This window comes from Xanthomonas rydalmerensis (assembly GCF_033170385.1).
Taxonomy (GTDB): Bacteria; Pseudomonadota; Gammaproteobacteria; order Xanthomonadales; family Xanthomonadaceae; genus Xanthomonas_A; species Xanthomonas_A rydalmerensis.
On sequence record NZ_CP126170.1, the window covers coordinates 2153667 to 2169851 of the forward strand.

The window sequence follows — 16185 nt, forward strand, 5'->3', positions numbered from 1 at the left end:
GGAACACTCCTTGCGGAAAAGGGTAGGGAGACGGAAGCGCGATCAGGCTTCGTCGCGCCAGCGGCGCACGTAGATCGCGGCGACGATGAAGGCCACGCCGACGGCGGCGCCGATCCACATGTCGGGGTCGCGGAACAGCACCCAGCTGTCGCCGAGATGGATCGCATTGACCAGATCCTGCGGACCGCTGATGTGGGTCTCGGCCACCTGCTCGTTCAGCACCGGACCCCAGCTGCCCGGCAGCACGCTGAGCAGGCCGCGGTAGACCACGGTGTACCAGATCAGGTTGTGGTTGACGTTCAGCATCGGAAGGATGCCCATCATGCTGGCGGTCACGCAGCCCAGGATCGGGATCAGCACCGCCCACAGGAACGGCTTGCTGCGCGCCCAGGCCGAGCACAGCATCAGCCAGCCGATCGCCGGCAGCGACCACATCACCTGCACCGGCAGTGCGGCCAGGACCATGCCGATGATGCGCAGCGGGTGCGATTCGGTGAAGACCGCGGTGCTCTGCGGGATGCCGTTGACCGACAGGGTCAGGGCGGTGACCACCCACAGCGCCAGGCCGATCAGCAGGCCGATGCCGATCGCCAGCAGCGGCGCCAGCAGCAGCGCCCAGGCGGCCTTGGACAGCACGGTGCCGGTATCCGACAGCGGCAGCGACTTCCAGAACAGCACGCTGCGGTCGCGGCGGTCGTCGTACAGCGCGCCCAGCGCGTAGAAGAACACCACGAAGCCGACCACGATGCAGGCCAGGATCACGCCGGCGAGCATGGTGCCGTCGCCGACCGCGCCGATGATCTGGTGTGCGTTCTGCGCCTGGCCGTCCCACTGCACGTCGTTCAGCCGCGAGCCGCCGCCGTGGTTGCGGCCGGCGATGCTGCCGATGATCGACAGCACCGTGTACAGCGCGGCGACGATGCCGCCGGTGATGACCGGGGCCCACAGGAAACCGCCGCGGTGTTCCCAGAACTCGCGCTTGAGCAGCCACGTGAACGTGGACACGGGAGAGATCGATTTGGCGGGAGCGTTCATGCGTAGGTGCCCTTCATGATGGCGACGAACAGGTCGGCCAGGCCGGGGGTGCGGGTTTCGCCGAGCGCGGCCAGCTGCGCCTGCGGCACGCCGTCGTACAGGAACACCGACTTGCCGAACGGCAGGCCGCGTTCGTCGATCGGCTGCAGCGCGCGCGCCGCCTCGATGCGCTCGGCCGGCACCAGCAGTTCGGTGTAGCGGGTGGCCATGTGCTCCATGTCGGCGCTGAGCACGATGCGGCCGTCGCGGATGAACAGCACGTCGGTGAGGATGTGCTCGATCTCCTCCACCTGGTGGGTGGTGATGATGATGGTCTTCTGCTCGTCGAAGTAGTCTTCCAGCAAGCGCTGGTAGAACTCCTTGCGGTACAGGATGTCCAGGCCCAGGGTCGGCTCGTCCAGCACCAGCAGGCGCGCGTCGATCGCCATCACCAGGGCCAGGTGCAGCTGCACGATCATGCCCTTGGACATCTCGCGCACCCGCAGCTTGGGCGAGAGCTTGGTGTTGGCCAGGAAGCGCTCGCACTTGGCGCGATCGAAGCGCGGATGCACGCCGGCGACGAAGTCGATCGCCTCGCTCACCCGCATCCAGCGCGGCAGCACCGCCACGTCGGCGATGAAGCACACCTCGTTCATCAGCGCATCGCGCTGCTTGCGCGGGTCCATGCCCAGCACGCGCAGCTCGCCGTCCACCGCGGTCAGGCCCAACACCGCCTTCAGTGCGGTGGTCTTGCCGGCACCGTTGGGGCCGATCAGGCCGACGATGCGGCCGGGCGCGATGGTGAAGGACGCGTCGGCCAGCGCCGGCTTGTGGTTGTAGGTCTTGCGCAACCCCTGCGCATAGACGACGGATTCGGATGCGGCGACAGCGGCAGTCATGGTGTTTTCCCCGGTGGCAACAAGTCTTGCAGTGTCAGGCCCAGGCGCTGGATGCGTTCCAGCACCAGAGGCCACTCTTCGTTGAGGAAGCGATCGCGCTCGCTGCCGCGCAGCTTCTGCGCTGCTTCCTCGGTCATGAACATGCCCAGCCCGCGGCGCTTCTCGACCAGGGCCTCGTCGGCCAGTTCCTGGTAGGCGCGCGAGACGGTGATCGGATTGAGCTGGTATTCGGCGGCCACCTGGCGCACCGAGGGCAGGGCGTCGCCGGGCTTGAGGATGCCGTCGAGCATCATCGCGATGACCCGCTCCTTCAGTTGACGATAGATCGGAGCGCCGTCGCTCCATTGAATGTCGCTCATGGTCAGCTCCGTGGGCGCAGGGTGCGCGCGAAGGAGAAATAAGGCACGGACAGCGAGGCCCGCAGTCGCCGCACCGCCGGGACGGTAGAGGGTGCGGCGCCGGCGGCGCTGTCGTCGTGCGGCGTGCTGGCGCCATAATCCAGCGGCCGTCCCTGGTGGCGTTGGGCGCCGATCCAGCTCGCGCAGAGCAGGGTGCCGACGATGACCAGGGCCGGAAGACTGCGCTGGAGGTGTTTGAGATTCATCGTGGGACCTGCTCTGGGTGAGTGGTGTTGTATTTAACTATAACACCGTTACACAGCATGTCAACACGCTGCAGACCCAACTTCCGACCTGGTCGTGCGCGACTTCCTTTTCTTCCCAACGGTGCCCCATGAAACTTTCCAAGCGTCTGTTTTTCCTTGCGATCCTGGCCGCTGCCGGCACCGTCGGCAGTGCCTGGGCGGGCTCCCTGCTGGACCGGGACTACCGTCCGCTGGCCGGCAAGGACAAGGTGAACCTGAACAAGACCTACGGCGGCAAGGTGCTGCTGGTGGTCAACACCGCCAGCAAGTGCGGCTATACCCCGCAGTACGACGGCCTGGAGAAGCTGCAGCAGCAGTACGCGGCACAGGGCTTCAGCGTGCTCGGCTTCCCGTCCAACGACTTCAAGGGCCAGGAGCCCGGATCGGAGAAGCAGATCCAGGAATTCTGCACGCTCACCTACGGGGTCAAGTTCCCGATGTTCGAGAAGGTGCATGTGATCGGCGACGATGCGACGCCGCTGTACAAGCAATTGACCCAGGCCACCGGCGTGGCGCCGGGCTGGAATTTCCACAAGTATCTGATCGCGCGGGACGGGCGCGTGGTCGCGCAATTTCCGAGCAAGGTCACGCCGGACGATCCGGCCTTGCGCAGTGCCATCGAACGCGAACTGAAAGCGCAGCCGGCGTCGCACTGAAAGCGGGTCAACATCTCGGCCGCACATGCGACAATGCCGGCCTCTGTCTGCGCCATCGCGGCGCGTCCAGTTCACAGTTCACTTCCAGGGAAAGTAGCGAATGAAGATGGGAATGCGCGGCGCCGTGGCGTCGCTGGTGGTGGGGATGATGCTGGCCGCCGGCCAAGCGTCCGCGCAGGCGCCGGCTGCCGGCAACGCGGCGGCGACGCTGGGCAGCGAGAAGCAGAAGGTCAGCTACGCGATCGGCATGGATGTGGCGCGTTCGTTCGAGCCCATCGCCCAGGACATCGACGTGAACGCACTGCAGCGCGCGATCGAGAACGCCTTCAAGGGTGGCAAGCCGCTGCTGTCCGACGAGCAGACCCAGGCCACCGATACCGCGCTGCGCACGCAGTTGGCCGCGCGTAACGGTCAGCCGGTGCCGGGCATGGCGCCGGGCGCGCAGCCGCCGCCGGTGTCCAAGGAAAACGTCGGCCTGATGCTGGGCGACCGTGCGGTCGGCCCGTCGCTGGCGCGGATCCAGAACGACATCGACCTGCCGACGCTGATGGGCGCGGTGCGCACCGTGTTCGCCAAGGGCCAGACCGCGATGACCCAGGAGCAGGCGATGGCCACGCTGCAGGCGTTCGGCGCGTCCAAGCAGGCCGCCGTGGCGACCAAGAACAAGCAGGAGGGCAACGCCTTCCTGGCGCAGAACAAGAACCAGAAGGGCGTGATCACCACGCCGTCGGGCCTGCAGTACATGGTGCTGCGCGAAGGCAGCGGCGCGCGGCCCACGCCCACCAGCAAGGTGCGGGTGAACTACGAAGGCAAGCTGCTCGACGGCACCGTTTTCGACAGCTCCTACAAGAACGGCCAGCCGGCCGAGTTCGCGCTGAACCAGGTCGTGCCGGGCTGGAGCGAGGGCGTGGCGCTGATGCCGGTGGGCTCCAAGTACCGCTTCTGGATTCCGTCCAACCTGGGCTACGGCCCGCAGGGAACGCCGGGCGGCCCGATCGGCCCGGATGCGATGCTGACCTTCGACGTGGAACTTTTGAACATCCTTCAATAACCGAAAGGAGATTACATGCGCGTAGCGATATTCGGCACCGGCTATGTCGGGCTCGTCACCGGAACCTGTCTGGCCGAAGTCGGCCACCATGTGGTGTGCGTAGACATCGACCAGGCCAAGGTGGATGGGCTCAACAAGGGCGTGGTCCCGATTTACGAGCCTGGCCTCTCGCCGATGGTCAAGGCCAATCACGCCGCACGGAGGCTGTTCTTCACCACCGATGCGGCCAGCGCCATCGCGCATGGGGATATCGTGTTCATCGCCGTCGGTACGCCGCCGGACGAGGACGGTAGCGCAGATCTGCAGTACGTCCTGGCGGTGGCCCGCACCATCGGCCAGCACATCCAGGGGCCGACCGTCGTGGTCAACAAGTCGACGGTGCCGGTCGGTACCGCCGACAAGGTGCACGCGGCGATCGCCGCCGAGCTGGAAGCGCGCGGCGAGGCGATCGAGTTCGACGTGGTCTCCAACCCGGAGTTCCTGAAGGAAGGCGACGCGGTCGCCGACTGCATGCGGCCGGACCGCATCGTCATCGGCAGCAGCAAGCCCGGCTCGGCCGCGCGCCTGCGTCGCCTGTACGCGCCGTTCAACCGCAACCACGACCGCATCGTGGAAATGGACGTGCGTTCGGCCGAACTGACCAAGTACGCGGCCAACGCGATGCTGGCGACCAAGATCAGTTTCATGAACGAGATCGCCAACATCGCCGAGCGCGTCGGTGCCGACGTGGAGAAGGTGCGCCAGGGCATCGGCTCGGATCCGCGCATCGGCTGGCACTTCATCTACCCGGGTGCCGGCTACGGTGGCTCGTGCTTCCCCAAGGACGTGCAGGCACTGGCGCGCACCGCGCAGCAGTATGGCCACGCGCCGAGGCTGCTGGATGCGGTGGAAGCGGTCAACGAGGCGCAGAAGGGCCACCTGTACGAACTGATCCAGCGCCACTACGGCGCGGCGCAACCGCTCAAGGGCAAGACCTTCGCGGTGTGGGGCCTGGCGTTCAAGCCCAACACCGACGACATGCGCGCGGCCTCCAGCCGCCGCCTGCTGGCGCAACTGTGGGAAGCGGGCGCGACGGTCCGCGCCTACGATCCAGAGGCGACCGACGAAGCCAAGCGCATTTTCGGCGAGCGCGCCGACCTGCACTTCTGCAGCGATGCCTTCGAAGCGCTGGAAGGCGCCGATGCGCTGGCGGTGGTCACCGAGTGGAAGCAGTTCCGCAGCCCGGACTTCACCCGCATGAAGGAACTGATCGGCGATGCGGTGGTGTTCGACGGCCGCAATCTCTACGATCCGCAGGAAATCGAGAGCTTCGGCCTGGCGTATTACGGCATCGGCCGGGGACGTTCGATCCATGCAGCATGATTTTTCCACCCAGGATCGGTTGCTGGAGAACCGCCTGATCGAGCTGGAAACGCGCCTCTCCTTCCAGGAGCAGGCGCTGTCGGAAATGAGCGATGCCCTGGCCGAAGCGCGTATCGAAAGCCAGCGCAACGCCGAGTTGCTGCGTCACCTGCTCGAAGATCTGGGCAAGGTGCGCAGCACGCTCTACGCCGATCCGGCCGACGAACCGCCGCCGCCGCATTACTGATCCCCCGAACCGATCGATTCCGACCCGATGAGCGATACCCTCCGCGAGCAGTTGCTGGGCCTGGGCTTCAAGCCCGCGCCGAAACCCGAACGCAAAGCCCCGCCTGCTTCCGCGCCGCGGCCGCAGGGACGGCCGGGCCAGCGCCCGGCACCGGCCGGGGCGCGCGGCGAGCGCGCTCCCGGCGGCGCGCCCAACGCCGGCAAGCCCGGCGGCGGGCGCGGCCGTCCGCACGGGAACGGCCCTGGGAAGGGCCAGGGCCATGGCAAACCGCATGGGGCGGGCGGCCAAGCGGCGCGGCCGCCGCGCAGCCGCGAGGACATCGACCTGGCCAAGGCCTACGCGATCCGCGCCCAGCGCGAGAAGGACGAGCGGATCGAGGCCGAGCGGCAGAAGCAGGAAGAGGCGCGGCTGCGCCGCGAGGCGCGGGCCAAGCTCGACGAACTGCTCAAGGGCCAGGCGCTCAACCACGCCGAGGCCGACATCGCCCGCCATTTCCCCTATGGCGGCAAGATCAAGCGCATCTACGTCACCGCCGACCAGCTCAAGGCGCTCAACGCCGGCGAGCTGGGCGTGCTGCAGCAGAACGGCCGCTACCTGCTGGTGACCGCGGCCCTGCTGGACCAGGCCGAAGCGATCTTCCCGGCGGCGGTGGCGCTGCGGGTCGACCCGAACGCGACCGCGGAAGAAGACCCCTACGCCGATCCCAAGTACCAGATCCCCGACGATCTGGTCTGGTAAGCGTGGCGCTGCCAGGGATGGGCACGCGGGCCGCCGGGCGCGGCCACACGCCGCCGCACGCGCAGACCGGTGGCGGCTATCTGCCGTACGTGGATGGGCTGCGCGCGATCGCGGTGCTGGCGGTGATTGCCTACCACCTCGATCCGGCGTGGCTGCCGGGCGGGTTCACCGGCGTGGACATGTTCTTCGTGATCTCCGGCTTCGTGGTCAGCGCGTCGCTGCAGCGCCTGCCGGCGGCCGGACAGCTGGGCGTGTTCGCGCAGTTCTACGCGCGGCGCATGCGCCGCATCGCGCCAGCGCTGGTGGCGTGCCTGCTGCTCACCGGCCTGGCCAGCGGCCTGTTCATTCCCGAGTCCTGGCTCAGCGAGACCAGCGCCAAGACCGGACGCATGGCCTTTGTCGGCCTCAGCAACTGGGTGCTGGCCGCGACCGGCAACGATTATTTCTCGCCCAAGGCCGAATTCAATCCGTACACGCATACCTGGTCGCTGGGCGTGGAGGAGCAGTTCTATCTGCTGTTCCCGCTGCTGTTCCTGGCCTGGAACCGCGGCGGCCGCGGCCGGATAGCGTCGACGCTACTGGTGGCGTTGGCCTCGGCCGCGTCGCTGGCGTTCGCCTGGCGGCATAGCCGCGACGCAGGCGATGCGGCGGCCGCGTTCTACCTGACCACCGCGCGGTTCTGGCAACTCGGCAGTGGCGTGCTGCTGTACCAGGTATTGACGCTGCGCGGACGCTTCGAGGCCGGCACGCAGGTGCCGCCACCGGGCGCGTTGAGCTGGCGTTCGCCGCTGTTGGCGGTGGCGCTGGCGGCGATCGCGGTCGGCCTGTGGCGCGCGCGTCCCGGCCATTCGCCGTGGCCGGACGGGCTGTGGCCGGTGCTGGGCACGCTTGGCCTGCTGGCGCTGCTGCATGGCGGCCCGGCCGGCTGGACCCGCCGCGCGCTGGCACACCGCGTGCCGGTGGCGATCGGCCGCGTGTCGTACTCGCTGTATCTGTGGCATTGGCCGGTGTTCGTGCTGTTCCGCTGGACCGTCGGCCTGGACTCGGTGTCGACCAAGGCGGTGGCGTTGCTGCTGGTGGCGGTGCTGGCGCTGGCCTCGTACCGCTGGGTGGAGCTGCCCTGGCGGCATGGCCGCATCGGCCACGCGCGTACGCCGGCGCGGACCATCGTCGCCGGGTTGGCGCTGGTGTTGCTCGCCGCCGGCACCCATGCGCTGCTGCAGGACACCCAGCGCTATTACGGGCTGAGCACGGTCAGCCGGCATCCGCTGGACTGGTACGCCTATGCCAAGGGCCTGCGCCGGGAATTCCCGCAATGCACGCTGCAGACCCGCCAGGTGCCGGTGCAGGTGGGCAGCGCCAAGCTGTTCGAGCGCGGCGCGTGCACGCGGCACAACCGTGATGGCGGCCAGTTGTTCGTCGCCGGCGATTCGCATGCGCTGGCCTACAACGAATTGCTGCGGCGTTTCGCGCTGCAGAGCGGGGTGCCGGTGCGCCTGTACGGCGTCGGCGGTTGCCCGATCGTCGGATTGCAGGCCTGGCAGGCCAGCAATCCCGGCTGCCAGGCCTACGAGCGCAGCACCCTGGCCGACGTCGCCGCGCACGCGCGCGGCGGCGATGTGCTGTTCCTGCCCGCCCTGCGCGTGCTGCGCCTGGCCGACCAGGATCGCCTGTTCGACGAGACGGCGGTGATGGCCGAGCAGGAGGGCGCCGCGGCGCAGGCGGCACGCAGCGCTGGCGAAGCGGCCGCGGTGGCGCTGTTGCAGCCGCTGGCGCAGCGCGGCGTGCGCATCGTCTTCGAAGCGCCCAAGCCGGTGCTGCGCGCGCCGCCGTATCGCTGCTCGGACTGGTTCAACCGCGGCAATCCGATCTGCGCGCATGGCATCCCGATTCCGCGCGCGACCATGCAGCGCTACCGGGCGCCGGTGCTGCAGAGCCTGCAGCGCATCGCCGCGCAGCTGCCGCATGCCTCGGTGTGGGATCCGCTGCCGCTGCTGTGCGATGCGCAGCAATGCACCGGATTCCGCGAAGGCCGCCCGTTGTTCTTCGATGCCGATCACCTCAGCGGCTATGGCAACCGGGTGTTGCTGCCGGGCTTCACCGCGCACTTCACTGCGATCCAGGCAAACTCGCCGCCGGCGCCTTGAGGCGCAGCCCTCCGCCTCCCGCATCGCAAGGAGTTCGCGCATGCCTGTTCTACGTTTGGTCGCGCCGCAGCTATCGCCGCCGGTGCCGTCGTCCATCGCCACCCGCCATTGCCGCCGGCCGCCATTGCGCCGTGGTGGCGATGCAATGCTGCGCGGGGCGCTGCTGCTGGCCGCCACTGCCGGCAGCGCCGGCGTGGCCTGCGCCGAGGATGCGCCGGCGTTCGATCGGCCCGGCATCGGTTTCGCACCGACCACGCTGCAGCGTGGCCAGGCGGCCTGGGAGCAGGCGTTCTTCGACGGCAGCTACGACCGTGACGGCGATGTGCGCAGCACCGAATACGTCGCCAACAGCCGGCTGCGGATCGGCCTGAGCGCGCGCACCGAGCTGCAGTTGGCGATCGATAGCCAGGTCTGGCAACGCGTGCGCGGCGGCGGCCAGGACCGGCGCGGGCACAGCGGCGGCGACGCCAGCATCGGCCTGAAGCAGGCGCTGCCCAGCGCCCGCGACGGCTTCAGCTGGTCGCTGCTCGGCAGCGCCAGCCTGCCGGTCGGGCGCGCACCGTACGGCGATGCCGGCCATCGCTACGACCTGGGCGTGAGCGCTGGCTGGGACCTGCCGGAGGGGCGCAGCCTGGCGCTGTACGGCAACGTCAGCGACAGCGAGGACGGCTCCGGCTGGAGCGTCTCGCCGAGCTATACCTTCTATGCCGGCGACACGCTGAGCGCCTACGTCGAGGCCGGCATCGGCGGCGGCGAGGACGAGATGCGCGCGCTCGGCAGCGGCGTCACCTGGCTGTTCGCCAAGCGCGTGCAACTGGATGTGTCGGTCCTGCGCGGTCTGTCGTCGCAGACCCCGGACTGGCAGGGCGGCCTCGGCATTTCCGTGTTGCTGCGCTGAGCCCGAAGCCCCTCTCCCGTCGGGAGAGGGATTGGGGTGAGGGTCGGCGCGAAGCGGCTCGTGGTGTTTGGGTTGACGTGGCTGTGCCCGTACCCTCATCCGCCCCTTCGGGGCACCTTCTCCCGAGGGGAGAAGGGAACAGCGGCAGTACGCGTGCCCCTCTCCCGTCGGGAGAGGGGGTGGGGTGAGGATCGGCGCGACGCGTCTCGTGGTGTTTGGGGTGACGCGGCTATGCCCGTACCCTCATCCGCCCCTTCGGGGCACCTTCTCCCGAGGGGAGAAGGGAACAGCGGCAGTACATGTGCCCCTCTCCCGTCGGGAGAGGGGTTGGGGTGAGGGTCGGCGCAAAGCGGCTCGTGGTGTTTGGGTTGACGTGGCTGTGCCCGTACTCTCATCCGCCCCTTCGGGGCACCTTCTCCCGAGGGGAGAAGGGAACAGCGGCAGTACGTGTGCCCCTCTCCCCTTGGGAGTGGGGTGAGGGTCGGCGCGAAGCGGCTCGTGGAGCCGGAGTGCGCGAGATTCTTGCCGCTACCGCCCGCATGCTTACTCGCGCGCGGCCTCGCCATCGCCGGGCGGCAGGACCTCCGGGACGTGCTGGTCGTACTGCGCCAGCACCTCCTCGAAACCGTAGCGCGGTCGCCAATCCAGCGCCTGCATCGCGTGCTGTGCCGAGTAGACGCGGTCGATCCGTTTCGGCAATGCCCAGCCACGTTGCGCGAACGCCGCCACCAGGGCAGGGGTGCGTCGTCGCAGGACGGTCGCTGCCGCGCTATGCAGGTCGGCGCAATCCTCGCGCAGGAACGGCGTGTCCCCGGAAATCACGAACATCGCGGCCGCCGGCCCGGCATGCCGCAATGCCGCGGCATGGGCCTCGGCGACGTCGCGCGCGTCGATGCCACGATGCAGGCGGAACGCGGCCATCACGTTGACCGGCTCCGGGAAGCAGCGCGACATGCGCAGGATGCGCACGCTCGGCCCGCCTTGGTCGGCCGCTTCGCGCAGCACCGCCTCGGCCTCCAGCTTGGTGTGGTGGTAGATGGTCTGCGGCTGCGGTGTCAGCGTTTCGTCGACCCAGCCGGCGCTGCCATCGGGCGTGGCGGCGCTGCCGTACAACGCGGTGGTGCTGGTGAACACGATGCGGCGCACGCCGGCTGCAGCCGCGGCATCCAGGACGCGGCGCGTACCGTCGACATTGACCTGGCGAAAGCGCGCCGCCGGTACATGCGTGACGTGCGGGGCATGCAGCGCGGCGGTGTGGATCACCGCGTCGGCGCCCTGCATTGCGCGCGCCAGCAGCGCGGCGTCGTCGAGGTCGCCGACCCAGTCGGCGGTGGAGCAGGGCGTGCGGTCGAAGCCACTGACGCGGTGCTCGCGCGCGAGCCGGATGTGGATCGCGCGGCCGACCCGGCCGGCGCTGCCGGTGACCAGGATCTTCAGCGGGGATGAGGTGGGCATCGGCATGGGCGGTGGGCGGGAAGGGCGTGCGTGATGGCGAAGCAGGCGATGCGGGGCGCACCTGCGACGGCCCGGGCTTACTCCGGATCGTAGTCCAGGTTCGAGGCCAGCCAACGCTCGGCCTGCTGCAGCGAGACGCCCTTGCGCTTTGCGTAGTCGGCGAGCTGGTCCTTGCCGAGCCGGCCGACCACGAAGTATTGGCTCTGCGGGTGGCTGAAGTAGTAGCCGGACACCGCGGCGGTCGGCAGCATCGCGAAGCTCTCGGTCAGCGACATGCTGGCGTTGCGCCCGGCGTCGAGCAGCGCGAACAGGGTCTGCTTCTCGCTGTGGTCGGGGCAAGCCGGATAGCCGGGCGCGGGGCGGATGCCGCGGTAGCGCTCGGCGATCAGCGCCTCGTTGTCCAGCGCCTCGTCGCCGACGTAGCCCCAGAATTCGGTGCGCACGCGCTGGTGCAGGCGCTCGGCCAGCGCCTCGGCCAGGCGATCGGCCAGGGCCTTGAGCAGGATCGCGTTGTAGTCGTCGTGCGCCGCCTCGAAGCGCGCCACGTGCGGCTCGATGCCGATGCCGGCGGTGACCGCGAACGCACCGATCCAGTCCTGCTTGCCGCTGTCGCGCGGGGCGATGAAGTCGGCCAGGCAGAAGTCCGGGCGCTCGGCGGGTTTGTCGACCTGTTGGCGCAAGAAGTGCAGGGAATGGGGAATGGAGAATCGGGAATGGCCGAGCGGAGCAGTCGCGTCCGACGATTCCCCATTCTCGTCTCCCGATTCCCGGTCCGTCAGGACCACAACGTCATCGCCCACCGACTGCGCCGGCCATAGCCCGAACACGGCCTTGGCGGTCAGCCATTTCTCTTCGACGATCCGCTGCAGCATCGCCCGCGCGTCCTGGTACAGCTCGCTGGCCTGCTGGCCGACGATCTCGTCGGTGAGGATCGCCGGGAACTTGCCGGCCAGTTCCCAGGCCTGGAAGAACGGGGTCCAGTCGATGAGCGGGACCAGGTCGTCCAGCGGGTAGTCGTCGAACACATGCAGGCCGGGCTGGCGCGGCGCCGGCGGGGTGTAGGTGTCCCAGCCGCCGTCGAAGCGCTGCCCGCGCGCGTGCGCGAGCGAGACCAGGCGCTTGGCGTCGCCGCGGTTCTTGTGGCGCTGGCGGATCTCGGCGTAGTCGGCGTCGTTGGCGGCGACGAAGGCCGCGCGCAGTTCGCGCGAGATCAGCGACTGCGCCACGCCGACCGCACGCGAGGCGTCCTTGACCCACACCGTCGGCGCCGCATAGTGCGGGTCGATCTTCAGCGCGGTGTGCGCGCGCGAGGTGGTGGCGCCGCCGATCAGCAGCGGCATCGAAAAGCCCTGGCGCTGCATCTCGCGGGCGACGTGGGTCATCTCTTCCAGCGACGGGGTGATCAGCCCGGATAGGCCGATGATGTCGGCGTTCTCGGCGCGGGCGCGGTCGAGGATGGTCTGGGTCGGCACCATCACCCCCAGGTCGATCACGTCGAAGTTGTTGCAGGCCAGGACCACGCCGACGATGTTCTTGCCGATGTCGTGCACGTCGCCCTTGACCGTGGCCATGATGATCTTGCCGTTGGACTTGCCGGTGTCGCCGCTGCGCAGCTTCTCCGCCTCGATGTACGGCAGCAGATAGGCCACCGCCTTCTTCATCACCCGCGCCGATTTCACCACCTGCGGCAGGAACATCTTGCCGGCGCCGAACAGGTCGCCGACCACGTTCATGCCGTCCATCAGCGGGCCTTCGATCACGTCCAGCGGGCGCGTGGACTGTTGCCGCGCCTCTTCGGTATCCACCTCGACGAACTCGTCGATGCCATGCACCAGCGCATGGCTCAATCGCTCGCGCACCGTCTTCTCGCGCCACGCCAGCTTCTCGCGATTCCCGATTCCCGATTCCCGATTCCCGGCTTTCTTGTAGCGCTCGGCGATCTCCAGCAGGCGTTCGGTGGCATCGCGGCGGCGGTTGAGGATCACGTCCTCCACGCGCTCGCGTAGTTCCGGGTCCAGTTCGTCGTAGATCGGCATGCCGCCGGCGTTGACGATGCCCATGTCCATGCCGGCGGCGATGGCGTGGTACAGGAACACCGAATGGATCGCCTGGCGCACGGTCTCGTTGCCGCGGAACGAGAACGACACGTTGGACACGCCGCCGGAGACGTGGCAGTGCGGCAGGGTGCGCTTGATCTCGCGGGTCGCCTCGATGAAGTCGACCGCGTAGTTGTCGTGTTCCTCGATGCCGGTGGCCACGGCGAAGATGTTCGGATCGAAGATGATGTCTTCCGGCGGGAACCCGACCTGCTCGGTGAGGATGCGGTAGGCGCGGGTGCAGATCTCCACCTTGCGCGCGCAGGTGTCGGCCTGGCCGACCTCGTCGAAGGCCATCACCACCGCCGCGGCGCCGTAGCGCAGCACCTTGCGCGCGTGTTCGACGAACGGCGCCTCGCCTTCCTTGAGCGAGATCGAGTTGACCACGCTCTTGCCCTGCAGGCACTTCAGCCCGGCCTCGATCACGCTCCACTTGGAGGAGTCGACCATCACCGGGATGCGCGCGATGTCCGGCTCGGACATGATCAGGTTGAGAAAGCGCACCATCGCCTTCTCCGAGTCGATCAGGCCCTCGTCCATGTTGACGTCGAGGATCTGCGCGCCGTTGGCGACCTGCTGGCGCGCCACTTCCACCGCTTCCTCGTAGCGCTCCTCCTTGATCAGCTTGCGGAACTGCGCGCTGCCGGTGACGTTGGTGCGTTCGCCGACGTTGACGAACAGCAGGTCCGGGGTCAGCAGCAACGGCTCCAGGCCGGACAGGCGGGTGTAGCGGGCGGAGGACATGGTCAGCGTTCCGGAAACAGGGAGGTGCAGGCGTGCGCGCAGGCGGCACCGTGCCCGCGCAGGAGTGCGCGGGCGGGGACGGCGGGCATGCGCGCGGCGGACATCAGGCGGCCTGCGCCGTGGTCGCCAGCGGCACGCGCGGCGGCAGTCCGCGCACCGCCTCGGCGATGGCGCGGATGTGCGCCGGGGTGGTGCCGCAGCAGCCGCCGACCAGGTTCAGCAGCCCGGACTCGGCGAACTCGCGCAGCGTCGCCGCCATTTCCTCGGGCGTCTCGTCGTATTCGCCGAAGGCGTTGGGCAGGCCGGCGTTGGGATGCGCGCTGACGTAGCCGTCGGCGATCCGCGCCAGGGTCTCCACGTGCGGGCGCAGGTCCTTGGCGCCGAGCGCGCAGTTCAGCCCCACCGACAGTGGCCGCCCGTGCGCGACCGAGGCATAGAACGCTTCGGCGGTCTGCCCGGACAGGGTGCGGCCGGAGGCATCGGTGATGGTGCCGGAGATCATCACCGGCAGGCGCCCGCCGCGCGCGTCGAACACCTCTTCGATCGCATACAGCGCAGCCTTGGCGTTGAGCGTGTCGAAGATGGTCTCGACCATCAGCGTGTCGGCGCCGCCGTCGATCAGGCCGTCGATCGCGTCGCGGTAGGTGGCGCGCAATTCGTCGAAGCTGGTGTTGCGGAAGCCGGGATCGTTGACGTCCGGGCTGATCGAGGCGGTGCGGCTGGTCGGGCCGAGCACGCCGATCACGAACCGCGGCTTGTCCGGCGTCAGTTGCTCGACCGCGTCGCAGCAGGCGCGTGCGACCTGCGTGCCGGCCTTGTTGAGTTCGTAGACCAGGTGTTCCAGGTGGTAGTCGGCCTGGCTGATCGCGGTGGCGTTGAAGGTGTTGGTCTCCAGCAGGTCGGCGCCGGCGTCGAGGTAGGCGCGGTGGATCTCGGCGATCACCTCCGGGCGGGTCAGCAACAGCAGGTCGTTGTTGCCCTTCAGGTCGTGGCCCTGCGGCGCGTGGTCGCAACCGGGGCCGTGCACGTGCCCGGCCTGCGCGTCGTAGCCCTCGGCGAAGCGCTCGCCGCGGTAGTCGGCCTCCTGCAGCCCGTGACGCTGGATCATCGTGCCCATCGCCCCATCGATGATCAGGATGCGCTCGGACAAGGCCTGCAGCAGTTTCTGCGTGCGCTCCGGGTTTAGCCAGGGCAGGCCCGGGATTGGGGATTGGCGATTGGGGATTGGTGGAAAAGCGCCGGTCATGCTTCAGCTCCTGCTTTGGCTTTTGCCTTATCCAATCCCGAATCCCCACTCCCGAATCCCGGCTTCCCAGCAATCAACGAAATCACTTCGAAGTGCGGCGGGCGCTTCTCGCGGGTCACGGTTTCCAGGCTGGAGACCTCGAGCCCGGCCTTGCCGACGAACTTGCGCAGTTCCTTGGCGGCGAAGCCGAGGTTGACGTGGCCGTAGGCCTGCACCGCGGCCTTGTGTTCGTGGCGCGCCAGGCTGCACAGCAGCAGGCGGCCGCCCGGGCGCAGCACCCGCGCCGATTCGCACACCGCCTGTGCCGGCTTGGTGGCGTAGGTCAGCGCGTGCATCATCACCACCAGGTCGAAGCTGGCATCGGCGAAGGGCAGGGCGTGCATGTCGCCCTCGCGCACTTCCACATTGCCGAGCCGGCGCAGGCGCTCGCTGGCCGCGGCCACCACTCGCGCGCTGGTGTCGATGCAGACGTAGCGGCGCGCGTGCGGCGCCACCAGTTCGGCCAGCACGCCGTCGCCGGAGGCGATGTCGAGCACGTCGCCGGTCTCCAGCAACGGCAGGGCGGTGCGCGCCAGCGCTTCCCAGGTGCGGCCGGGGGAATAGTGGCGTTCCATGTCGCCGGCCACCGAGTCGGCCCAGTTCTGGTCGGCGGCGCGGTTGGCCAGCACCGCCGCCACGCGCTCGGCGTCCTGGCGCAGCAGCGGATCGTCGCTGCCGGTGCTCAGCGCCAGCCACAGCGCGCGCTGGGCCGGGTCCAGCAGGGTCTCGTCGAAGCGATAATAGGCCGACACGCCGGCGCGGCGGTCGCGCACCAGTCCGGCCTCCTTGAGCTTGGCCAGGTGGGTCGAGACCCGCGGCTGTGCCAGGCGGGTGATGGCCGACAGCTCGGCCACGGTCAGCTCCTCCTGCTCCAGCAGCGCCAGCAGGCGCACGCGGGTGGCGTCGGCGAAGACCTTCAGCCGGGACGACCAGTCCTCCAGATCCATAAATATCTTCCTATCGCGATATAG

At 68.8% G+C, this 16185-nt stretch carries 15 protein-coding genes; 7 read left to right on the plus strand and 8 right to left on the minus strand.

Annotation, left to right across the window (positions count from 1 at the left end; genetic code table 11):
* Positions 1–42 precede the first annotated feature (42 nt).
* The 4 genes from QN245_RS08940 to QN245_RS08955 are packed head-to-tail and all read right to left on the minus strand — an operon-like array spanning position 43 to position 2517.
* Entirely contained in the window at positions 43–1035 is a 993-nt protein-coding gene (locus tag QN245_RS08940; protein WP_167087756.1) for an ABC transporter permease, read from the minus strand.
* Positions 1032–1913, minus strand: a complete 882-nt coding sequence (locus tag QN245_RS08945) for an ABC transporter ATP-binding protein (protein WP_184447738.1) — start codon at positions 1911–1913, stop codon at positions 1032–1034. The genes QN245_RS08940 and QN245_RS08945 overlap by 4 nt, the downstream gene beginning before the upstream one ends.
* The gene (locus QN245_RS08950) at positions 1910–2272 is read right to left on the minus strand and encodes a GntR family transcriptional regulator (RefSeq protein WP_160963726.1); all 363 of its coding nucleotides are present in this window, start codon (positions 2270–2272) and stop codon (positions 1910–1912) included. The genes QN245_RS08945 and QN245_RS08950 overlap by 4 nt, the downstream gene beginning before the upstream one ends.
* 2 nt (positions 2273–2274) lie before the next feature.
* Positions 2275–2517 (minus strand): hypothetical protein, encoded by a 243-nt coding sequence (locus QN245_RS08955; protein ID WP_160967933.1) that lies wholly within the window; start codon positions 2515–2517, stop codon positions 2275–2277.
* Between the two features lie 128 nt (positions 2518–2645).
* Between QN245_RS08955 and QN245_RS08960 the strand changes: the two genes are divergently transcribed.
* From QN245_RS08960 to QN245_RS08990, 7 genes are all read left to right on the plus strand, one after another.
* Positions 2646–3212 (plus strand): glutathione peroxidase, encoded by a 567-nt coding sequence (locus tag QN245_RS08960; protein ID WP_048492503.1) that lies wholly within the window; start codon positions 2646–2648, stop codon positions 3210–3212.
* A gap of 100 nt (positions 3213–3312) precedes the next feature.
* Complete coding sequence (locus QN245_RS08965; RefSeq protein ID WP_160967931.1) at positions 3313–4263, plus strand: FKBP-type peptidyl-prolyl cis-trans isomerase; 951 nt, start codon at positions 3313–3315, stop codon at positions 4261–4263.
* Between the two features lie 15 nt (positions 4264–4278).
* Positions 4279–5625, plus strand: a complete 1347-nt coding sequence (locus QN245_RS08970) for a UDP-glucose dehydrogenase family protein (RefSeq protein WP_317845093.1) — start codon at positions 4279–4281, stop codon at positions 5623–5625.
* Positions 5615–5851 (plus strand): SlyX family protein, encoded by a 237-nt coding sequence (locus tag QN245_RS08975; protein ID WP_017908102.1) that lies wholly within the window; start codon positions 5615–5617, stop codon positions 5849–5851. Before QN245_RS08970 ends, QN245_RS08975 begins: the two co-directional genes overlap by 11 nt.
* Positions 5852–5878: 27 nt before the next feature.
* The gene (locus QN245_RS08980; RefSeq protein WP_317845094.1) at positions 5879–6589 is read left to right on the plus strand and encodes a DUF2058 domain-containing protein; all 711 of its coding nucleotides are present in this window, start codon (positions 5879–5881) and stop codon (positions 6587–6589) included.
* Positions 6590–6606: 17 nt separating this feature from the next.
* Entirely contained in the window at positions 6607–8736 is a 2130-nt protein-coding gene (locus tag QN245_RS08985) for an acyltransferase family protein (protein ID WP_317845095.1), read from the plus strand.
* A 145-nt stretch (positions 8737–8881) separates the two neighbouring features.
* Positions 8882–9634, plus strand: coding sequence for a transporter (locus QN245_RS08990; RefSeq protein ID WP_184448086.1), 753 nt, complete (start codon positions 8882–8884; stop codon positions 9632–9634).
* 543 nt (positions 9635–10177) lie between these two features.
* On the opposite strand, the gene QN245_RS08995 is transcribed toward QN245_RS08990, so the two are convergent.
* The 4 genes from QN245_RS08995 to QN245_RS09010 form a co-directional block, all read right to left on the minus strand.
* Positions 10178–11089: an NAD-dependent epimerase/dehydratase family protein gene (locus tag QN245_RS08995; RefSeq protein WP_317845096.1), complete on the minus strand. Its 912-nt coding sequence runs from the start codon at positions 11087–11089 to the stop codon at positions 10178–10180.
* Positions 11090–11166: 77 nt separating this feature from the next.
* Complete coding sequence (metH, locus tag QN245_RS09000) at positions 11167–13929, minus strand: methionine synthase (RefSeq protein ID WP_317845097.1); 2763 nt, start codon at positions 13927–13929, stop codon at positions 11167–11169.
* A gap of 103 nt (positions 13930–14032) precedes the next feature.
* Positions 14033–15175 carry a homocysteine S-methyltransferase family protein gene (locus tag QN245_RS09005; protein ID WP_317845098.1) on the minus strand — a complete coding sequence of 381 codons (1143 nt, stop codon included), beginning with the start codon at positions 15173–15175 and terminating at the stop codon, positions 14033–14035.
* Positions 15172–16161 (minus strand): ArsR/SmtB family transcription factor, encoded by a 990-nt coding sequence (locus QN245_RS09010; RefSeq protein ID WP_184447746.1) that lies wholly within the window; start codon positions 16159–16161, stop codon positions 15172–15174. The genes QN245_RS09005 and QN245_RS09010 overlap by 4 nt, the downstream gene beginning before the upstream one ends.
* Between the last annotated feature and the right edge of the window lie 24 nt (positions 16162–16185).

Excerpts from the sequence above, each read along its gene's own strand:
- QN245_RS08940 (WP_167087756.1), bottom strand. The coding sequence starts at position 1,035 with ATGAACGCTCCCGCCAAATCGATCTCTCCCGTGTCCACGTTCACGTGG.
- QN245_RS08945 (WP_184447738.1), bottom strand. The coding sequence starts at position 1,913 with ATGACTGCCGCTGTCGCCGCATCCGAATCCGTCGTCTATGCGCAGGGG.
- QN245_RS08950 (WP_160963726.1), bottom strand. The coding sequence starts at position 2,272 with ATGAGCGACATTCAATGGAGCGACGGCGCTCCGATCTATCGTCAACTG.
- QN245_RS08955 (WP_160967933.1), bottom strand. The coding sequence starts at position 2,517 with ATGAATCTCAAACACCTCCAGCGCAGTCTTCCGGCCCTGGTCATCGTC.
- QN245_RS08960 (WP_048492503.1), top strand. The coding sequence starts at position 2,646 with ATGAAACTTTCCAAGCGTCTGTTTTTCCTTGCGATCCTGGCCGCTGCC.
- QN245_RS08965 (WP_160967931.1), top strand. The coding sequence starts at position 3,313 with ATGAAGATGGGAATGCGCGGCGCCGTGGCGTCGCTGGTGGTGGGGATG.
- QN245_RS08970 (WP_317845093.1), top strand. The coding sequence starts at position 4,279 with ATGCGCGTAGCGATATTCGGCACCGGCTATGTCGGGCTCGTCACCGGA.
- QN245_RS08975 (WP_017908102.1), top strand. The coding sequence starts at position 5,615 with ATGCAGCATGATTTTTCCACCCAGGATCGGTTGCTGGAGAACCGCCTG.
- QN245_RS08980 (WP_317845094.1), top strand. The coding sequence starts at position 5,879 with ATGAGCGATACCCTCCGCGAGCAGTTGCTGGGCCTGGGCTTCAAGCCC.
- QN245_RS08985 (WP_317845095.1), top strand. The coding sequence starts at position 6,607 with ATGGGCACGCGGGCCGCCGGGCGCGGCCACACGCCGCCGCACGCGCAG.
- QN245_RS08990 (WP_184448086.1), top strand. The coding sequence starts at position 8,882 with ATGCTGCGCGGGGCGCTGCTGCTGGCCGCCACTGCCGGCAGCGCCGGC.
- QN245_RS08995 (WP_317845096.1), bottom strand. The coding sequence starts at position 11,089 with ATGCCCACCTCATCCCCGCTGAAGATCCTGGTCACCGGCAGCGCCGGC.
- metH (WP_317845097.1), bottom strand. The coding sequence starts at position 13,929 with ATGTCCTCCGCCCGCTACACCCGCCTGTCCGGCCTGGAGCCGTTGCTG.
- QN245_RS09005 (WP_317845098.1), bottom strand. The coding sequence starts at position 15,175 with ATGACCGGCGCTTTTCCACCAATCCCCAATCGCCAATCCCCAATCCCG.
- QN245_RS09010 (WP_184447746.1), bottom strand. The coding sequence starts at position 16,161 with ATGGATCTGGAGGACTGGTCGTCCCGGCTGAAGGTCTTCGCCGACGCC.